Here is a 17088-nt window from a genome sequence, read left to right on the forward strand (position 1 = left end):
AGACGTGCTGGGTTCCGGCAGTCGCATCTCCCTCTGCTCTCTTCCCCTTGTCCTTTCCCTGGAGGCCGTTCCATGTCCGACGCCCCTGCCCGGCCCTCAGCCGTCGGGAGCTCCGCCCCGGTGAGGTCGAACACTGTGGTGGCGGTGCTGGCCTTCGCCGGAATCGTTGTCTCGCTGATGCAGACGCTCGTCATCCCGATCGTCCCCGAGCTGCCACGGCTCCTCGACGCCTCGGCGTCGAACACCGCCTGGGCGGTCACCGCCACCCTGCTTGCCGCCGCCGTCGCCACCCCGGTGATCGGCCGCCTCGGCGACATGTACGGCAAACGCCGCATGCTGCTGGTCAGCATCGTCCTGCTGATAGCCGGCTCGGTCGTCTGCGCGCTGAGCAACTCCGTGATCCCGATGATCGCCGGACGAGCTCTGCAGGGTCTGGCCGCCGGTGTCATTCCGCTCGGCATAAGCATCATGCGCGACGTGCTGCCCGCCGAGCGACTGGCCGGCGCCACCGCACTGATGAGCGCCTCCCTCGGCGTCGGCGGCGCCCTCGGCCTGCCCTCTTCCGCCTTCATCGCCGACAACTTCAACTGGCACGTACTGTTCTGGACCTCGGCCACCCTCGGCGCCGTCGCCCTCGCGCTCGTCCTGGTCCTCGTACCCGAGTCGGAAGTCCGCACCGGCGGACGCTTCGACCTCATCGGCGCCTTCGGCATGGCGGTCGGCCTGATTTCCCTGCTGCTGGCCGTCTCCAAGGGCAGCGACTGGGGTTGGACGAGCGCCTCCACGCTCGGCCTGTTCGCCACCACGATCGTCGTACTGCCGGTCTGGGGCTACTACGAACTGCGCACCGGCGAGCCACTGGTGGACCTGCGGACCACAGCCCGTCGCCAGGTACTGGTCACCAACCTGGCCTCGGTTGCGATCGGCTTCTCGATGTTCGCGATGTCCCTGGTGCTACCGCAGGTGCTCCAGCTGCCCAAGGAGACCGGCTACGGCCTCGGCAAGTCCATGCTGGCCGTGGGTCTGGTCCTGGCGCCGCAGGGCCTGGTGATGATGACGATGTCCGCCGTGTCGGCACGCGTCACCAAGGCCAAGGGCCCGAAGATCACCTTGATGTGCGGTGCCGTCATCGTCGCCGCCGGCTACAGCCTGAGCCTCGTGCTGATGTCCGAGGTCTGGCACATCACACTGATCGCCTGCACCATCGGCGCCGGCATCGGCTTCGCCTACGGCGCCATGCCCGCCCTCATCATGGACGCCGTACCCGCCTCCGAGACCGCCGCCGCCAACAGCCTCAACACCCTGATGCGGTCCATCGGCACCTCCTTCGCCAGCGCCATCGCCGGCGTCATCCTCGCCCAGATGACCACCGACTTCGGCGGCCACCCACTGCCTGCCGAGAACGGCTTCAAGGTGGTCATGGCCATCGGCGCGGGATCAGCCCTCCTCGCCTTCGTCATCGCTTCCTTCATCCCACGTCGGCACACCACCGTCGAGGAGCCATCGGCCGCCGACGGCCCGACGGACGCCGCAGAGGTCACCGAGGCCAGCGTCTAGGTATCGAGAACACCGACTCCAGGCCCTCGCCGCCACCCGCCCTTGGGGCGATCGCCCGACCACTCACCGCCAAATACACGGCTCCAGGGCCGCCAAAACGTTCCGGTACTCAAGCAGACAAGCAGCTTCCCGAAAGGAAAATCCCATGAAGGCACTCCTCTCCTCCCGCCCCGTCCTGTGGTTCCTGTTCCTCTTCAATCTCACCGTCGCCGCAGTTGCGCCCTTCGCCATCGACGGCACCCAGGGCCTCATCACCAGCGCCGCCATGGGTGTCATCGCTCTCGGCGCGGGGAGCGGTCTCCTCCGCAGCCGCGGCCAACGTGCCTGACCCTGGAACGCTGGGCGCCCCGCACCGGTTCACGTATGTCAGGCTCTGTCCGGCGGATCATCTCCGCGTCCGAGTGCATGCAGCATCGCTCCGCTCTCAGGCCAGAGATCTGACGGACGACGAATGGGCTCGGGTGTCAGGCGCCTCGACGTCGAAAGCTTCATCAGACGGGCGGCATCGCCGTGTATCTGGGGCGGTCGGCGGCACACATCTTGCTGCGCGGCTGAGCCTGGGGGTGTTGCCGCGCTGCACTCTGGGCGCAATCGCACGGCCCGAATGAGGTGGTCCCGATTCCCCACCTGAAAAGCAAGTCGCCGTCAGAGCCAGCCGCCCAGAGCGATCAACCCGCGGTGCACCAGCGGTTCGACGAAGGGATTCGGCCGGAGCGAAGGCCCGTACGCCAACTCGGCCACGTCCATGTGCCATGGCCTACGCCGGTGATCGATGTGGCGAAGGTCGACGATCCAGTCTGCGACCTGGTCGGCGGAATACCTGCGGCGTAGAAACGAATCCGCCGCATACACGGCGGCCGCCACCCGAAGTGAGTCGGTCCACGGCCGTCGGCCTTTCCTCTGCTGTTGCGAGGTGCCCCTGGGGGAGCGCACCGCATAGCGCAGGAGCGGGTCACCGCGCCGCACCATCGACGGTGACAGGAGCGGGATCAGCACGGCCGCCAGGGCCACGAGTTGCCTGTCCTCATGCGTGGGAGTCCCATCGAGCCATGCGTTGACACGCGCCTGCAAGGCCAGAACGGAGTCGTCACTCACTGGTACCGGCTGGCACATATTCAGCGAGAAGCCGCATGGTTCTCTGAGGTCGTAAGTCCACCCGCCCTCGTCCGTCCAGTTGTTGCAGGTCCGCTCAGGTGGGGCATCGTGCCGGAAATCGACGGAGCCCCAGCAGGCCTGGCACTCGGTCACCACGTACACGGCGTGGTCAACGCACGCGAACGACCAGGGAAGTTTCCAGCGCAGGAGCCAGCGACTGTCGTTGCCGCGTAGGCACTTGGTGCACCAGCGTGCCTGTGAGTGGTGGAACCACGCACCCTTGTGCCACTGCTGAACCGCCACACCATCAGACGAGAACGGTGGCAGATGCGGTAGCGCGTTGCCGGCGTAGCGCGCCAGGGTCATGGTGCGCAGGCGCTCGGCGTCGATCCCGGTCAGCTTCTCCATCCGCCGAACCACGGGATCGGACAACCGCAGTTCTGCCCCGGAAAGTCCGCCGACTCTGTCGAGGTGAAGTTCCCGAAGGAGCGGCTTCATCTCGAAATCCTGTTGATGGGCGAGTGCGCCGATCCAGCTGGTCAGTGACTCCCCGGGGATTGGCTACACCACGGGTTCGGTCAGGGTGCGGCGTGGTGGGCGACGCTTCTGCGTCGTCTTCTTGGCAGTAGTCACGATGGGGATCCTGTGGCATGTGCACTCTGCCGAACCGTGGCGTGTGAACGGACCACCGATGTGGGTGATCAGGGAAGGGCCGCGTTTACGGGATCTCGGTCGGCCGCGCATCACCCGTTAGGGCGCTTGGGTGTGCTATTCGAATAACATCAAGGAAGAGTTGGGGCATGGACGATGCCCACTCGGATGGCCGCGACGTAGTAAGTCCAGTCCTCATCGATTCCCCGAAACGCCGGCTCCTTCTGATGCCGGCAGAGCCTGACAGCGAACCCTGCTGCTGGACCGTGCCGACACTCCCCATGTGCCCCGGCGAGACCATCCGCCGCGCGGCAACCCGGCATCTGCGTCGAGATGCTCATCTCCCCGCACTTCGCATCCCGCCGCTCATCGGCCGGCTCTCCCGCAAGGACGCACCGCAGGGCGTTGAGTACGTCGTCGTGGTGCGGCCTGCCGCGGAGAGCTGGCCGGCGGCCGTCCGCTTCGCGCTCGCCCCGGAAGCCCGTTGGTGGACGACGGCCGAACTGCGGTCGTCCGGAGAACTGGCCGAGCCCGCTGAATTGCTCGACTTCATGGACGGCTACTGGGACGGGTGGCTGCCGGACGGAGAGATCTCCCTCGAGTAAGGGCCGATGCGGACCTTGCCTCGGGCGCTGCGACCGGTCACGCCCACCGCCTTTTACGCCCGAACCCACACGTGGAGAGCAAGCAGTGTCCGTGTACGCCATCGAGATAATCCTGACCCGCACGATTGAAGTAGCCGAGCTCCAGGCCGCACAGCAGGAAAGTGCCATGCAGATGGCGGCTGATGAGGATCGCAAGCGACTCGTGGTGCTTGTGACCGCCAAAAACGAACGCCGGGCCGTGAGGAAGATCTGGAAACGGTTGGAGGATGCGCTCCCCATCGATGTGCTCTGCAGTCTCTTTCCGGGCCATGACGGCAAGTACCTCATGAGCATCCCCATGAGCGAAGAGGTCCAGGACCGGATCCAGAGGCTCGCCGCAGCTGAGCAGCAAACTCGGGAGGATTACTTGCACCAGGCGATTGCACAGGCACTGGCCCGTGACCGTTCTACGCGCCGAGCGGCGTTGGAGTGTCGGCTCAACGAACTGCTACGCACCTACAGTGCGGTGGAGGTCGCGGGAGCTGCGGCGCAGCGGTTTGAGAGGTGACTCTGCCAAGTGCTGGTTCTGGCTTAACGTCTTTGCCAGCGCCCGGCTCTTGCCTTTGCCGGGGCGGCGTTGAGCGGGACGGTCCGCTCAACTGCCAGGATGCGGACGCACGTCCATGGACGGCGGGTACTTGCTCGTGCTTCGATGCGGCATCGGGTGCGCAACCGGAGGCGCGAGATGAAGCAGTCGACGCGTGTGCTGAAGAAGAAGGCGTTGGCCTCGCTCAAGAGGATGACGACGGCCTTCAACTCCGTTGATGATGACGGGCGCAGCTCTGCCGTCCTCCTCAGCCTCCAGCATTCGTTCGAGATGCTGCTTAAGGCTGCTCTAGTTCATAACGGCGTGCCGGTCTTCGATAAGAGCCTGGGGCGGTCGATCGGGTTCGAGAAGTGTCTTCAACTCGCCCGCCAGGAACCGAAGATTAAGTTGACTGATGCGGAAGCCGGGACGCTCCGAGCGATTGACGCGCTGCGAGACGACGAGCAGCACTGGTTCAACATTGTGAGTGAGCAGATTCTCTTCGTACATGCACGTGCCGGTGTGACCTTGTTCGATGATCTCCTTAAACGAGTCTTCGGCGAGCACCTCGCCGATAGCTTGCCGCTGAGAGTCCTGCCCATATCCACCGACCCACCCGAGGGTCTGGACATCCTTATTGATCGAGAGTTCACGCAGATTCAAGAGCTGTTCCAGCCGGGCCGTCGAGCGCGCAACGAGGCTCGCGCGAGGATCCGGACGCTTCTTGCTATTGAAGGCCATGCCTCCGAGGAAAGTCTTGTCAGTGAGAGGGATGTGGATCGCGTCGAAAAGGGAATCTTGCAGGGTAAGCCCAGAGGATCGGTCTTCCCTGCCCTTGAGAAGATCGCAACTGAATTCTCTGGGGAAGGCCCGACGCTGACCGTCCGTTTCGATAAAAAGGGGCCGCCGGTCAAGTTTGCGGGAGGCGATTCTGACGCTGCGGCAATCCGCGAGATCGACCTGCAGAAGAAGTATCATTGGTCGGCTACCGAACTGGCTAAAAGTCTCGGCCTCTCCAAACCACGGTCATTGGCCTTGCGGCAGCACCTGGGGCTCGATCAGGACACGTCGTGCCTGTATGTATTCGAGATGGGCGCCCAACGGCATCCTAGATTCTCTGACAATGCTTTGAAGAAGATGAGGGACGCTCTGAAAGATCTGGACATGGAAGTGGTTTGGGCGACACATAAGCCGCTGGGTGGGGGGAAAGTACCTCGCGAATGCCCTATAGAAGGATGCGCGCAGATTAGCGCACATCAGCCCGTTTGAATCCACTCTGCCTGAACACGGCGTTGCATTCCGGCGCACCGGGTCAACAGTTGCGCAGGATCAACGGCACGGCGCAAGCATGTTCTTCGAACGACTCGACCTGCCCGATACCTCGCGAACCGCCATGGTGCCTTGGAGTGGAACACCACTGACCGAACTCAAAAAGAAGCTTGACACCCTCAGTGGAGCGGGAAATGTATTTTGGTGGTCGACACTGGTTATCGAACAATACGCTCGGGCTGCTCAAAAAGTTGCTCAGTGTGATGCTGGCTACATGTCGAGCGCCCAGCTATTCAAGGAGCCCGCTGTTTCGCTAATACAGGCATCGACCAACTCGCTCAGCTGCCCGAAGTCATATGCAGGGAAGTACTGAGGCACTAGGCCAAAGATCGGCTGCCTCATATCTACCTTTCCGGCGTCGGCTCCCTTCAGCAAGTTGTAGTGCATCAAGGTGTTCCGAAACTCTCGGGCTGTGCCGTCCGTGATGGCACGCACGGAGTCAGTGTCCAGGATTTTTTCCAGCACTGTGCTAGATGAAGGGGACAGTGGATAACGGGCGTCCTCCTTGAGGAGCTTGAGGCTCAACAGCACTTGATACAGGGTGACGTAGCGAATCTTGAAAACCGTGTACTCAAGATTTCGAATATCGGCGCCAGCAGTGATGATCCTGTCGATGAAGTTCATTCTGACCTGGAAGTCAGTCAAGACGCCGTTGATGGCCGGTGTGGCTGCTCCATTAAAAGCCCGCGCGTAATACATTGAGGCCCGCGCATCCAGAGACTTCAAATGCGTCCCAGAGAGGTAGTGCACAAACGTCTCGCCTCCCTGAGTGTCCATACGGGCGCCAAGCGCTCGGAAACATCGGCCGAACTGCTGCATAATACTGAGCATGTATGCGCCGTTATCCTCCTGAAGGAGCTTCTCCGTCTCAACTCCAAGGTGGAATGTGGCGGCATGCGATGTCGTAACTAGCGCACCCTCGTACGTGAACAGCCCCAGGTCCTTCTCCCACCTCCGTGCGAGCCAGAGCCAGGTATTTCTGAGGAAGTACTCAGAGTGCTTGTCCAAAATTTCATCTCTGAAGAATCGCAACTGTCCATCGATGTATCGCTGCGTGTCTTCGAAGAGCTTCAGACTATGCCTCGCGCGAGCGCATACTTCCTCAGCTTCTGCAGAGAATCCGTCAAACGCTGTAGGAGTGATCGCCTGAGGCTTCCTCTTTGCCTCATGAAGCATCAGCGAAAAGTAAGGCGCCATGCACAGAGGTATGATCGACGATACGCTCGCATCATTCACTGACTGAAAATCGCGAAACAATCGGCCGATGTAGTCGGCATCGCTCGCCACACCGGCCTTGATCACGTCATCGTTTACCGACACCGTCAGCCTCCTTTACGCTGAGCAAAAATTGTCTTCCCGTCTCATGTGATATGCAACGGGTTTTCTGATCGCCCCGACCGCTGTTCGATCCTCTCCCAAGTGAATCCGAGTGTCAGAGATGCATTGCGGTGCCTCTGAAATCGGTTCATTCCTTCGCAGCGGGCTGCGGAAAGGGCGGTCCGAATATGTGGTCGATGCTCGGGCGAGGATGGCGTCAAGAAGACTTGCCGTCGGCAGGGATGATCTGGACGGTGCGCTTGTACTTGTTGCCGTGGGTCCATTCGAGTGCCCCATCGTGCTGGAGGCGTCCTACGACGATTCCGGGAGCGATACCGGCTTGCTGGGCGAAGGCCTCGATCTTGGTGAAGGGCATGGGCCTGCTCACGAGGCGCCGGTAGGACGCCGCGTATTCCGGTGGGATCAGCGTCTCTGCTGCGAAAGCGTCAGCTTCTTCTTCACTGCGGTCGCCTTCCGGTGTTCGCTCATCCTCGCGGTCGGTGTTGTCCAGGAAGGTCAGCCGTTTTCCGTGCAGAAGGATGTGGCCGATCTCGTGGAAAACGGTGAACCAGAAGTGGTCCTCCTTCTTGAACCTGTCGCTGAGGGCGACCCCGACCTTGTCGGGTGCGAGCCAGCGGGTGACACCGGATACGTGCGAGTGGGGCGGGGCGGGGATGAAGACGACGGCCACGCCGGCCTGGGCACACAAGTGGGAGATCTGTCGAGGCCAGGTCTCCGGCTTTTCGATGGTGAGTGCGCGCAGGCGAGGCAGGAGAGCGGTGAGTACCGCGCGATCGAACGGTTCGCAGGGCAGGTCGCGGGCCTGTAGTTCTGCCTGGCGCAGCCAGATCACGGTGGCGTAGTCGTTTACTTCCAGGACGGTGGAGCGGCGGAACGCGGTGCGATAGCCGCGCCATAGATCCGCGGCGACTTCGGGGTCGGCGACGCCGAAGAATGCCAGCAGGCGCTGGAGGTTCTCCGCGGTCTTGTCCTTGTTCGGCAGGATCTTGCGCTTGACGAGTTCGGACATTGAGAAGTTGTTCAGCCAGTCGACGCGCTTGCCCAACTGCTGGAGTTCTTGGTCGCGAGTGATGTGGGTGCGCCAGGCGGCCTCCAACTGGTTCCACATGGAGGCCGGGATGTCCGTGGTGCGCTCAAGCAAGAGTGCGGTTTCCGGGGTGAGGACTGCGGTGCCCTGGACGATCTGGTTGATGTGCTTGGTCGACAGGCCGGTGCGCCGGGCCAGGTCGGCCTGCGGGATGCCAAGGGCGTCGAGCTGCTCCTTGAGGGTTTCGCCGGGTGGTCTGGCGGAGTCGGGGTCGTATGAGACGTACGGGGTGGGCGGCGGAGTCACGAGGGCCTCTCTGAGGTCGGCGAGGCTGAGGGGCGGCAGGGTGATCAGCGGCTGATGGTGATCGCGGTGATTATCAGGGCCCGTACGGAGTGCTCGTCCAGCATGCCGTCACGGTCCAGCGCGGGCGGCGCGTCGCGGGGGTGCACGAGAAGGTCGCCGTGAGCCCCGACGGAGATCAACCGAGCGAAGCGGTCGCCGGGCGGACCGGGGCGCAGACGGGCAGCCGCGAGATGGCGAAGGTCGGCCAGATGGGCGGCGGCGGCCATCTGGCCGAGACGTCTGTGCAGCGTGGCGGCGGCCTCCGGCCCGAAACGGGCCCTGCGCGCCGCGTCGCTGTTACAGACGCGGGCCAGCTCTGTGTCGTCGAAGACGATGTCCACCAGCAGCCCCAGAATCCACTTGCGTATACCTACTGGCTCCATGCTACTCTCTGGATCAAGAAGAGTTTACTTAACCTGTTGGGTGCATTCTTTTTTGGATCTTGTAGTGCGTTCCCGCAGGTCAATGGGATCTGTATCCCGGTAAGGAGGCGTCATATGACGGCCAAGCGCAGTACCTCCAGCAGTTCCGGCGGCAGTAAGCGTGGCCGCAGCGCGATCACGGGCCGCTTCGTGAAGCAGTCCACGGTGCGCCGCAACCCGGCCACGACTGTGAACGAGCAGGCCTCCGCGAAGGCCAAGAAGAAGTAGTTCCGAGCAGGGCAACAGCCCGCTGAAACCGATACCGGCCCGTCCCACGGGCCGGGAAGGAGGTGGCCGTCATGACGACGGACACGCAGCATAAGGACCCCGTACACAAGACGGTGACGGTCACCGTGGATGGTGAGTCGGTCGCGGGTGTGCCCAGGCGCACCACCCCGAACGAGATCCTCCGCCTGGCCGGCATCGACCCGGCCACGCACTACCTGGTCCGTATCAACGGCCGCCACCAGGAGCCGTTTAACGGCAAGGGCGACAAGGAGATCGCCGTGCACGAGCGCGAGACGTTCGTGTCGGTGTCGACCGGTCCGACCCAGACCTCGTGACCACGACCCTGCCGGAAGCCGGGCCTGCGGGCATGCTCGCAGGCCTGGCCGCAGCCGGCTACACCGTCCACCAGCGTGACCAGTTCGCCGTCTTCGACTACACGATCGAGGTCGGTCCGCGCGCCGGAGAGACCGTACGGATCGGCCTGGCGATGGTGCCGGACTGGCCCTTGTCCCCGCCGCCAGGCCCGCATGTCAGCCCGCGCCTGGGCCACCCGAAGGGCGCCGTACATCCCTCCCCGCTCGAAAGAGAGGGGGAGGCATGGGAGTACTGGAGCCGCCCGGCCGTCAACTGGGCGGCCGACCGGACCGTGCGGGGCTACCTGCGACACCTGCGCACCCTGTTCTCGCAACTGGAGCCACCGGCATGATCACCCGCTTGTCGATCGCCATGACCACCGACATCGCGTTGCGCTTCACGGAACATCTGCGCCGCGCGGACGGTCAAGAGGACTGCTGTTTCGTCCTCTGGCGGCCGAGCACCGGCTCCCGCCGGACCACCGCGCTGATCGTCGACCTCGTCCTGCCCGAGAACGGCGAGCGGATCGTGCACGGCACCGTGGACTTCACCAGCGCCTTCTTCCTGCGCGCCGCCGGCATCGCGACCGAACGCGGCTGCGGACTCGGGTTCATTCACGCCCACCCCCGAGGCCGCCGGTGGCAGCGCCTGAACGACATCGACCACACGGCCGAGGAGTCCTTTGCCGCCCAGACCCTGGCCATCACCGGCCTCCCACTGGTCGGTCTGACCTTTGCCGGCGCGGACGCCGGATACGGCGCCCGCGTCTGGCAGCAGCACGCGCCGCGCACCTACGTCCCCACCGAGGCAGAAAACGTCCGCGTCGTCGGCGGCCGCTTCGAGGTGACCTTCAACGACCGCCTCCTCCCCGTACCCAGGGCCACGAACCGGCAGGTGCGTACCGTCTCCGCGTGGGGGCAGGACGCCCAGAACGATCTGGCACGGCTCCATGTCGGAGTCGTCGGTACCGGCTCTGTCGGCATGCTCGTCGTCGAAGCGCTGGCCCGTACCGGCATCCAGCGTCTGAGCCTGTTCGACTTCGACACTGTCGAGGACGTCAATCTCGACCGGCTCCTGCACGCCACTCCCCGCGACGTCCGTCTCCTTCGGGCCAAGGCGGACATCGCCGCACGCGCGGCACGTCGGGCCGCCACCGCCGCCGAACTCCGGGTCACGCCGTACGAGACGAGCGTGGTGGAGCCGGACGGCTTCGCCGCCGCCACGGACTGCGACGTGCTCTTCTCCTGCGTAGACCGGCCCTGGCCCCGCGCCGCCCTCAACCTCCTTTCCTACGCCCACCTCATCCCCGTCGTGGACGGCGGCATCGCGGTCGATACCCGCGGCGGCCACATGAACGGCGCCGAATGGCGCGCCCACGTCGCCGCACCCGGTCGTGCCTGCATGGAATGCCTCGGCCAGTACGACCCCGCCCACGTTGCCGCGGAGCGCGACGGGCTGCTCGACGACCCCGTCTACATCAAGGGTCTGGCGGCCGACCATCCGCTGCGTCGGAAGGAGAACGTCTTCATCTTCTCCGCGAGCGCCGCGGCCGCGCAGCTCAACCAGTTCCTCACCATGACCACCGCACCGGGCGGTATCGCCGATACGGGTGCCCAGCTGTACCACCTGACGACCGGCACCATCGACCGCCGACTGGAGGGCTGCGCCCCCGGGTGCCCCTACGACGGCCATCTCCGCGCGCTCGGCGATCACACACCTGTGCTCGTCACCGGCCGGCACCATGCTGCCGAACAGGCACGCACCGTGCGCCGTCACGCTGTCCGCCGGTGGCCGGTGCGGCTTCAGCGAGCCCTGGACGACCTGTTGGCTTGGTACCGATGAGCATGCGACTTCTCAACGCTCGCCTTGGACTGCGGCATGGGCGGCGCGAGTGGACGTACAGCCGACCACCAGCTCAAGCTGATGCCTTGTGAATTCCGAGACGCCCCGGGCGACTTCGGTTCGTGCGCTTTCAGAGCTGGAGATGATCTCTCCTTCGACCTCACCATTCACAATTCAGCCGTGTCACCAGATCTGGGCCATCGTTTGCGGCCACCGCACCAGAAGGCCAGAGCTGTTCGTCATCGGGTGCTCCTACGGCGATCGACGATGCTGACCGGCCGAGGGCGACCCGGCAGAGGCTCCTTCCTGGGGCAGGGGGTGTCGTCCGCGAACATCGCGGCCAGACTCCGCGAAATGTCCTACGACGGCTTCCGCCGACCGCTGGACCTCCTCGACCTTGCCTGACCGGCGCTCACACAAGATCAAAAGACTTTGCAACAGCCCTGAGCGACGGGTTGTTCGTGCGGATTAGCGTACGTCGGGACAGGGGCCGCCCGATTCAGATCAGTTTCCGTCAGCCCCCTGACCTATTCCGTCAGTTCCGGAACGAACTTTCTGGACCAGGTCACGGCATTTTGTAATATTCTTGAAGAGGCTGGTCAGGTAATTGTTCGAATATGCCTCGTCGATACTCTTTGTGAGGGCCGTCAAGCTCTTTTCGGTCAGCATGGGAACGCGCTTCAGTGCCGATTTCCAGTCGTACTCGGGATCCTCGATCCGCTGCAGATCGAGTTCCCGGAAAACCAGGTGGAGAACCAGTCTATTCCCCTGGAGGCAGATGGAACGCGGGCGCCCGTCGAGTTGACCCTTCAATCGTGTCAGTGTGGCGTCGACTTCTCGCATTACTTCGACGCAGCGCCATACACGATATGGTCCCACGGTTGGATTGAAGAGTGTCCTGTATGGCTTCTCTGCGGACTCCCAGAGACTTCCCATCCTGCTCTTCGCCATCACCGCAAAACTGGGCTCCCTGTTCGCGCATGCCAGAGCTACTGTGGCGTCGACTACCGTGCAGCCATGTTCGGGGCTCGGAACTGGCTCGCCACGTTTGATCGAATAAGTCTTTTTGAGCGAGAGTACGAGCTCCGTGCACAGGCGGCCCTGTTCCGGGTCCAGTGAGACAAAATCTCGGGTCTCCACAGTGTTCTGTGTGTTTGTCGCCCTGGTCACCGCTGTCGCAAAACCCTCTGGGCAGCCTTCAAGACTAATGAAGCGCACCCACACCATGGCCTCGTTCAAGCTGGCTTCGCCCTTATGCGCCGCTTGATGGATGCTGGCCACTGTCTGGGCGCCATTAACGATACTCACACCTGTGAGTGAGAAATCCCCGAAAGTGCGACTGGCGGCACCCCGTGCGGTCTTCTTTACACTCTCACACAGGGCTGTCACGCCATTGTTGAAGTACCAGAAATGTTGCGGATCCTTGAGGATCGTATGAGTGACAGCCTCGTTGACGCTGGTATTACCTAAGGCTTTTCTAATGTTCTGTGAGAAGAGGCGGTCTCCGAAGTGTTCGTACCAATTTGCAACGCTTGCAGCGGTCACCACGCCGTAGTACGCCTCGTATGGCTCGCTTACCGTACCCCAGTTCTCCAGTTGGACGCTGAAGTCGATTCGTGAACCTCCCAATCCTTCGGATATGAAGGAATGGAAGTCGCTCAGCCCCAGGGTCTCCATGGATACGACTTGTTGTGACTCGTTCATTTCATCGAGCAGGTCGTTGAAAACGGCGGAGGAGGGTGCGGCCAATTCGGTTCGTCCGGTGGTTGCCACTACGAGGATGAAGGTCACGTTGACGTCGTCAAGTGCCTCTGTGATCTTGGCCTCTTGGGTGCGGAGCCGTGCGTTGAATCGGTCGAATTTCGTGTCCAGAAGATCTTTGAACCCTGCCGCAAAATTCCGGGAATCGCCCAATCCGAGGCTGCCGTCTCCCGAACCGTCCCACTTCGACTGGACAAGGATTACTCTGCGCTGAAGAGCGTCGATCGCGATGGCATCGATTCCGTTGTCGCCAGTTCCGTCGACCACTGTCGCTGCCGCCTCGGCTGCGGACAGGTCAGTGAACCTCTGTACGGCCAGAGCCGCTAAGGATCGGCTCAGGAAGGACTTTTCGCGGACCGAGTCGCTGGCTTGTGCGTAGTCACTCATGTCGATGTGGTCCGCGAAGCCAGTGTGCAGCGCTTCCTTTATGTGCCTGACCCACAGTCGTTTCATGCAGCCCCCTGCTTACCAGCGCTGGCAGACCTGCTCCACGTACAGAGGCCACCGTAGCCATCGCATAGGGTGACCAGGAAGAGGCGGAACGTGATCCGGCTGCATATGCCCGTAACTCTGTCCTGTGGTTGCCGCTCTGCCCGACTGCGCCCCGGCGGGCACCCCGTGACCAGCGCGGTGGGAAAAGATCACGTGATGCGTGGGAAAAGATCTTGTGCACGTATAGATCGCCACTGATCAGCCCATTCCGTCGGTTCCCCACAACAGAAGCCCCTCAGGTCTCGGACCTGAGGGGCTTCTTCGTGTCCGGTGCAGGCTTCGGTGATCCCCGTCTCGGGTGAGGACAATCACACGCTGTCGTCGTGCGGGTCGTGCGGGTCGTGCGGGTCGTGCGGGTCGGCCGGGTCGGGCGGGCGCGGCGGTCAGGCGGCGAGGCGCTCCGCCAGTTCCTTGGCCGCGCGGTCGGTTCCAACGCGCAAGGTCGGCTGCCTGACCCGGGCGCCCTTCCGATACTTGGGGCATTGGCGATGAGCTGGAGCGAGCCGGCGTCGTCGCACTCTTGCGGCGCTGGGATCTCCCCTAGTCCGAACTCACCGACCAGATCGAGACTGTCGGGAGCGCACGAGACGTACTTGGGAACGCGCTCGATGCCTCTGGTCAGGGCGCCCTCTTTGATACAGAACCTGCCACGGACCTGGAGTCTGTCGCCGCCGAGATCGCTGCCTGGGAGAGCGAGGGCATGCGGTTTGGTGACGATCCTGGACGACAACTATCCGCTCTGTCTGCGACTGGTCCACCAACGTCCGCCGTTCCTGTTCAGGCGTGGTATGTCCATGGGTGACGATCTTCGAGTTGCCGTTGTCGGTACCCGTACCCCCCACTCCAGAGGGCATCGCCCGCACCCGCGCGATCGCGGGAGGGCTGGCCGAGCGGGGCGCCACAGTGGTCAGCGGCCTCGCTGCCGGGATCGATACCGCCGCGCACGGAGCAACTCTCGCCGTCGCCTGCCGGACCGTCGCCGTCATCGGCACCGGCCTGCGGCGCTCCTACCCCGTGCAGAACGCCCGCCTGCAACAGGAGATTGCGGAGCGGGGGCTGTTGCTCTCCCAGTTCCGGCCGGACGCCTCGCCTTCAAAGGCATCCTTCCCCATGCGCAACGCTGTGATGGGCGGCTACAGCCTGGCGGCCGTCGTGGTCGAGGCTGCGTACCGCAGTGGGGCCCGCGTGCAGGCCCGCTTCGCCTTAGAGCAGGTCGACGGGTTTTCCTCATGCGTTTCTGCCGCGGTCCGCGAAGGCTGGCTCCCCACCTTCAGCAGCAGTACTTCCGCATGGGGCTCGCAGCCGTTCTGAGGCGCGGTACCTCCTCAACGCTCCGGGGCGGAAACGTCCTGCTCACCGATGACAGCTGGACCCCGGCAACCATGCCCAGTCCGCGGCTTCGGCTCTGAAAGCCGCCGGAGCGGGGAGCGTGGCCATCCTGGTGCTTGGGCGCCACCCCAACATCAGCTACGGCGACACCGCAGTACATGTCGAGCAGGCGCGACTCCGCCGGTTCGCCCAGGACGCGTGTGTGCTTCGGCCGTGGAGCCACGCCTGAGTCGTGTGGAGGGGCTCTGCCTGCGGCCACCGACACGCAGTTCGCCGAGTTGAACCGACGAAACGAATCACCTGGTCAGCGCACTACCTCTTGATCACTCAAGTCGGTGAACCCTCCAATCGGCCAGAAACATGATCGCGGCGACGGAGTTCTTTCGGCCGGAAGAGGTTCTCCGCCGGAAGGGGATTGTTCATGGTTGCGCTGTATCGACCCAGGCTTTTCACGGCTCTTGCTGCTGCGTGCGCTCTTGTGCTGACGAGTTCCTCGGTGGCGGAGGCCGGTGCTGTCGGGTCGACTCCCGTCCGGACCTTCGAGTACAGCGTTGGCGGCATGGAGGTGAAGGTTCCGACCGGATGCTTGTTCACACACATCATCCGAGGCGGCGGGAAGAAGATCACCTACCAGAACGCGGGTGTCGACTGCGCCTTCGTCGGCGCGCTGAGCAGCGGATTCTGTAACTGGCGGATCGACTTCACGTACGCCGACACCGAGAACAGGACCTATCGGACATCCCGAGGGCGGACGCACGACGAGTGCAAGATCGATCCGATGAGGAACAACTCCCCCCAGACGCTGCCTCGTTATGGAAAGGCGTGTGCGCATCTTTACGTCAATGGGGTGCGGCGTGTGAGTCAGTGTCATCACATCACGAAGTGAGCCGTTCATGACCGATCAACAGCAGGGGCGGGGACCATTGGGGGAGGCGCGACAGCAGTCGGCTGGGGTCGCAGCATTCGCGGCGGGTTTTGTACTGACACTCGCCTTCTTCGCCTTCTTTCCCGGGCTTCCGCACGTCATCGACTGGGGGGCGATCGGCATCGCCATCTTGGTGGGAGCTCTCACTCGATGGATCTGCCGGTCCTGGATGAGGAAGAGGAGCAATGAGGGCAAGTGAGTTCGGGCACAGGGATGCGGGCCGCCAAAAGGATCTCCGAGACCACCGAGAGCAGACGTCTTGTGCGCGCGTGCCACTCCGAGCCTTGCCGGACTTATAGGCCCTGATCGTCATGTTTAGTCGGTGCCCCACACAGAAGCCCCTCAGGTCTCGGACCTGAGGGGCTTCTTCGTGTCCGGGGCACGGCTTCGGTGATCCTCGTCTCGGGTGAGGACAATCACACGCTGTCGTCGTGCGGGTCGTGCGGGTCGGGTCGGGCGCGGCGGTCAGGCCGCGAGGCGCTCCGCCAGTTCCTTGGCCTTCGTGGCCGCGTCGCCGAGGGCTCGCTCGCGGGAGGCCTCGTAGAGCGGGATCAGGTCGGACATCGCCGGGTTCCGCGGGGCCATGGTCAGCTCCGGGACGATGAACTCCACCTCCATGGCGAGGGTGGTGAAGACCGCGCTCAGATAGTTCTGCACGTACTCGGAGCCCTCGCGCGGGGTGCCCGGGCCGTAGGCGCCGCCGCGGCTGGCGATCACGGTGACCGGGGTGCCCTTGACCTTCGCGTCCTCGGTGCCCGCGGTGCGGCCCATGAGGATCACGTTGTCCAGCCAGGCCTTCAGGGTCGAGGGGATCGTGAAGTTGTACATCGGGGCGCCGATCAGCACCGCGTCCGCCTGCTCCAGCTCCTCTATGAGCTTCACGCGCTCGGCGAAGGCCGCCGCCTGCTCGGGCGTGTGCGTGGCCGGGTCGGCGAAGCCGGCGGTGTGGGCGTCGGCGGTGATGTGCGCGACGGGGTTCGCGGAGAGGTCGCGGTGGATCACCGTGCCCTCCGGGTGCTGTTCCTTCCAGGACGTGAGGAAGGCGTCGGCGACGGCGCGGGAGGCGGAGGCGCCGGTGGGGAACACGGAGGAGTCGATGTGAAGGAGCGTGGCCATGGGGATCTCCGGGGGTCGGTGACTCTGTCTCAGTGACTGAGTTTTCGTACTCAACTATGGATAACACAGGTACTTACTTTTTTTCACCCCCATACAAGAGGGCAGTA

At 63.6% G+C, this 17088-nt stretch carries 17 protein-coding genes; 11 read left to right on the top strand and 6 right to left on the bottom strand.

Annotated features, from left to right (window positions below):
* The first annotated feature begins 72 nt into the window (after positions 1–72).
* A complete protein-coding gene (locus AB0M63_RS11765) occupies positions 73–1557 on the top strand; it encodes an MFS transporter (protein WP_366019244.1) in 1485 nt (494 codons plus the stop codon).
* Positions 1558–1702: 145 nt separating this feature from the next.
* On the top strand, positions 1703–1885 hold the full coding sequence (locus AB0M63_RS11770) for a hypothetical protein (protein WP_355916972.1): 183 nt from the start codon (positions 1703–1705) through the stop codon (positions 1883–1885).
* Between the two features lie 317 nt (positions 1886–2202).
* On the opposite strand, the gene AB0M63_RS11775 is transcribed toward AB0M63_RS11770, so the two are convergent.
* Positions 2203–3210, bottom strand: coding sequence for a TniQ family protein (locus tag AB0M63_RS11775; protein ID WP_366019477.1), 1008 nt, complete (start codon positions 3208–3210; stop codon positions 2203–2205).
* Positions 3211–3530: 320 nt separating this feature from the next.
* Here AB0M63_RS11775 and AB0M63_RS11780 point away from each other — a divergent pair, with 320 nt between their 5' ends.
* The 3 genes from AB0M63_RS11780 to AB0M63_RS11790 all read left to right on the top strand — a co-directional run bounded on the left by AB0M63_RS11780 (position 3531) and on the right by AB0M63_RS11790 (position 5742).
* A complete protein-coding gene (locus AB0M63_RS11780) occupies positions 3531–3908 on the top strand; it encodes a hypothetical protein (protein ID WP_366019245.1) in 378 nt (125 codons plus the stop codon).
* 91 nt (positions 3909–3999) lie between these two features.
* Positions 4000–4455 carry a hypothetical protein gene (locus tag AB0M63_RS11785; RefSeq protein WP_366019246.1) on the top strand — a complete coding sequence of 152 codons (456 nt, stop codon included), beginning with the start codon at positions 4000–4002 and terminating at the stop codon, positions 4453–4455.
* A gap of 177 nt (positions 4456–4632) precedes the next feature.
* Positions 4633–5742 carry a hypothetical protein gene (locus AB0M63_RS11790; protein ID WP_366019247.1) on the top strand — a complete coding sequence of 370 codons (1110 nt, stop codon included), beginning with the start codon at positions 4633–4635 and terminating at the stop codon, positions 5740–5742.
* Positions 5743–6012: 270 nt separating this feature from the next.
* Here AB0M63_RS11790 and AB0M63_RS11795 read toward each other — a convergent pair whose 3' ends face one another.
* The 3 genes from AB0M63_RS11795 to AB0M63_RS11805 all read right to left on the bottom strand — a co-directional run bounded on the left by AB0M63_RS11795 (position 6013) and on the right by AB0M63_RS11805 (position 8895).
* Entirely contained in the window at positions 6013–7122 is a 1110-nt protein-coding gene (locus AB0M63_RS11795; protein WP_366019248.1) for a hypothetical protein, read from the bottom strand.
* A gap of 214 nt (positions 7123–7336) precedes the next feature.
* A complete protein-coding gene (locus AB0M63_RS11800) occupies positions 7337–8473 on the bottom strand; it encodes an ImmA/IrrE family metallo-endopeptidase (RefSeq protein WP_366019249.1) in 1137 nt (378 codons plus the stop codon).
* Between the two features lie 44 nt (positions 8474–8517).
* Positions 8518–8895 carry a hypothetical protein gene (locus AB0M63_RS11805; protein WP_366019250.1) on the bottom strand — a complete coding sequence of 126 codons (378 nt, stop codon included), beginning with the start codon at positions 8893–8895 and terminating at the stop codon, positions 8518–8520.
* A gap of 114 nt (positions 8896–9009) precedes the next feature.
* Here AB0M63_RS11805 and AB0M63_RS11810 point away from each other — a divergent pair, with 114 nt between their 5' ends.
* From AB0M63_RS11810 to AB0M63_RS11825, 4 genes are all read left to right on the top strand, one after another.
* Positions 9010–9162, top strand: coding sequence for a hypothetical protein (locus tag AB0M63_RS11810; protein WP_329245505.1), 153 nt, complete (start codon positions 9010–9012; stop codon positions 9160–9162).
* 71 nt (positions 9163–9233) lie between these two features.
* The gene (locus AB0M63_RS11815; RefSeq protein WP_366019251.1) at positions 9234–9497 is read left to right on the top strand and encodes a hypothetical protein; all 264 of its coding nucleotides are present in this window, start codon (positions 9234–9236) and stop codon (positions 9495–9497) included.
* A complete protein-coding gene (locus AB0M63_RS11820) occupies positions 9494–9868 on the top strand; it encodes a hypothetical protein (RefSeq protein ID WP_366019252.1) in 375 nt (124 codons plus the stop codon). The genes AB0M63_RS11815 and AB0M63_RS11820 overlap by 4 nt, the downstream gene beginning before the upstream one ends.
* Positions 9865–11358 (top strand): ThiF family adenylyltransferase, encoded by a 1494-nt coding sequence (locus AB0M63_RS11825; RefSeq protein WP_366019253.1) that lies wholly within the window; start codon positions 9865–9867, stop codon positions 11356–11358. Before AB0M63_RS11820 ends, AB0M63_RS11825 begins: the two co-directional genes overlap by 4 nt.
* 504 nt (positions 11359–11862) lie before the next feature.
* Here AB0M63_RS11825 and AB0M63_RS11830 read toward each other — a convergent pair.
* Positions 11863–13572 (bottom strand): AIPR family protein, encoded by a 1710-nt coding sequence (locus AB0M63_RS11830; protein ID WP_366019254.1) that lies wholly within the window; start codon positions 13570–13572, stop codon positions 11863–11865.
* A gap of 837 nt (positions 13573–14409) precedes the next feature.
* Here AB0M63_RS11830 and AB0M63_RS11835 point away from each other — a divergent pair.
* Positions 14410–14922: a DNA-processing protein DprA gene (locus AB0M63_RS11835; RefSeq protein ID WP_366019255.1), complete on the top strand. Its 513-nt coding sequence runs from the start codon at positions 14410–14412 to the stop codon at positions 14920–14922.
* A gap of 439 nt (positions 14923–15361) precedes the next feature.
* Positions 15362–15826 (top strand): hypothetical protein, encoded by a 465-nt coding sequence (locus AB0M63_RS11840; RefSeq protein WP_366019256.1) that lies wholly within the window; start codon positions 15362–15364, stop codon positions 15824–15826.
* 504 nt (positions 15827–16330) lie between these two features.
* On the opposite strand, the gene AB0M63_RS11845 is transcribed toward AB0M63_RS11840, so the two are convergent.
* The gene (locus AB0M63_RS11845) at positions 16331–16981 is read right to left on the bottom strand and encodes an NAD(P)H-dependent oxidoreductase (protein WP_355919836.1); all 651 of its coding nucleotides are present in this window, start codon (positions 16979–16981) and stop codon (positions 16331–16333) included.
* Between the last annotated feature and the right edge of the window lie 107 nt (positions 16982–17088).

The organism is Streptomyces sp. NPDC051576 (genome assembly GCF_040681835.1).
GTDB lineage: Bacteria > Actinomycetota > Actinomycetes > Streptomycetales > Streptomycetaceae > Streptomyces.

Excerpts from the sequence above, each read along its gene's own strand:
- AB0M63_RS11765 (WP_366019244.1), top strand. The coding sequence starts at position 73 with ATGTCCGACGCCCCTGCCCGGCCCTCAGCCGTCGGGAGCTCCGCCCCG.
- AB0M63_RS11770 (WP_355916972.1), top strand. The coding sequence starts at position 1,703 with ATGAAGGCACTCCTCTCCTCCCGCCCCGTCCTGTGGTTCCTGTTCCTC.
- AB0M63_RS11780 (WP_366019245.1), top strand. The coding sequence starts at position 3,531 with ATGCCGGCAGAGCCTGACAGCGAACCCTGCTGCTGGACCGTGCCGACA.
- AB0M63_RS11790 (WP_366019247.1), top strand. The coding sequence starts at position 4,633 with ATGAAGCAGTCGACGCGTGTGCTGAAGAAGAAGGCGTTGGCCTCGCTC.
- AB0M63_RS11805 (WP_366019250.1), bottom strand. The coding sequence starts at position 8,895 with ATGGAGCCAGTAGGTATACGCAAGTGGATTCTGGGGCTGCTGGTGGAC.
- AB0M63_RS11810 (WP_329245505.1), top strand. The coding sequence starts at position 9,010 with ATGACGGCCAAGCGCAGTACCTCCAGCAGTTCCGGCGGCAGTAAGCGT.
- AB0M63_RS11815 (WP_366019251.1), top strand. The coding sequence starts at position 9,234 with ATGACGACGGACACGCAGCATAAGGACCCCGTACACAAGACGGTGACG.
- AB0M63_RS11825 (WP_366019253.1), top strand. The coding sequence starts at position 9,865 with ATGATCACCCGCTTGTCGATCGCCATGACCACCGACATCGCGTTGCGC.
- AB0M63_RS11830 (WP_366019254.1), bottom strand. The coding sequence starts at position 13,572 with ATGAAACGACTGTGGGTCAGGCACATAAAGGAAGCGCTGCACACTGGC.
- AB0M63_RS11840 (WP_366019256.1), top strand. The coding sequence starts at position 15,362 with ATGGTTGCGCTGTATCGACCCAGGCTTTTCACGGCTCTTGCTGCTGCG.
- AB0M63_RS11845 (WP_355919836.1), bottom strand. The coding sequence starts at position 16,981 with ATGGCCACGCTCCTTCACATCGACTCCTCCGTGTTCCCCACCGGCGCC.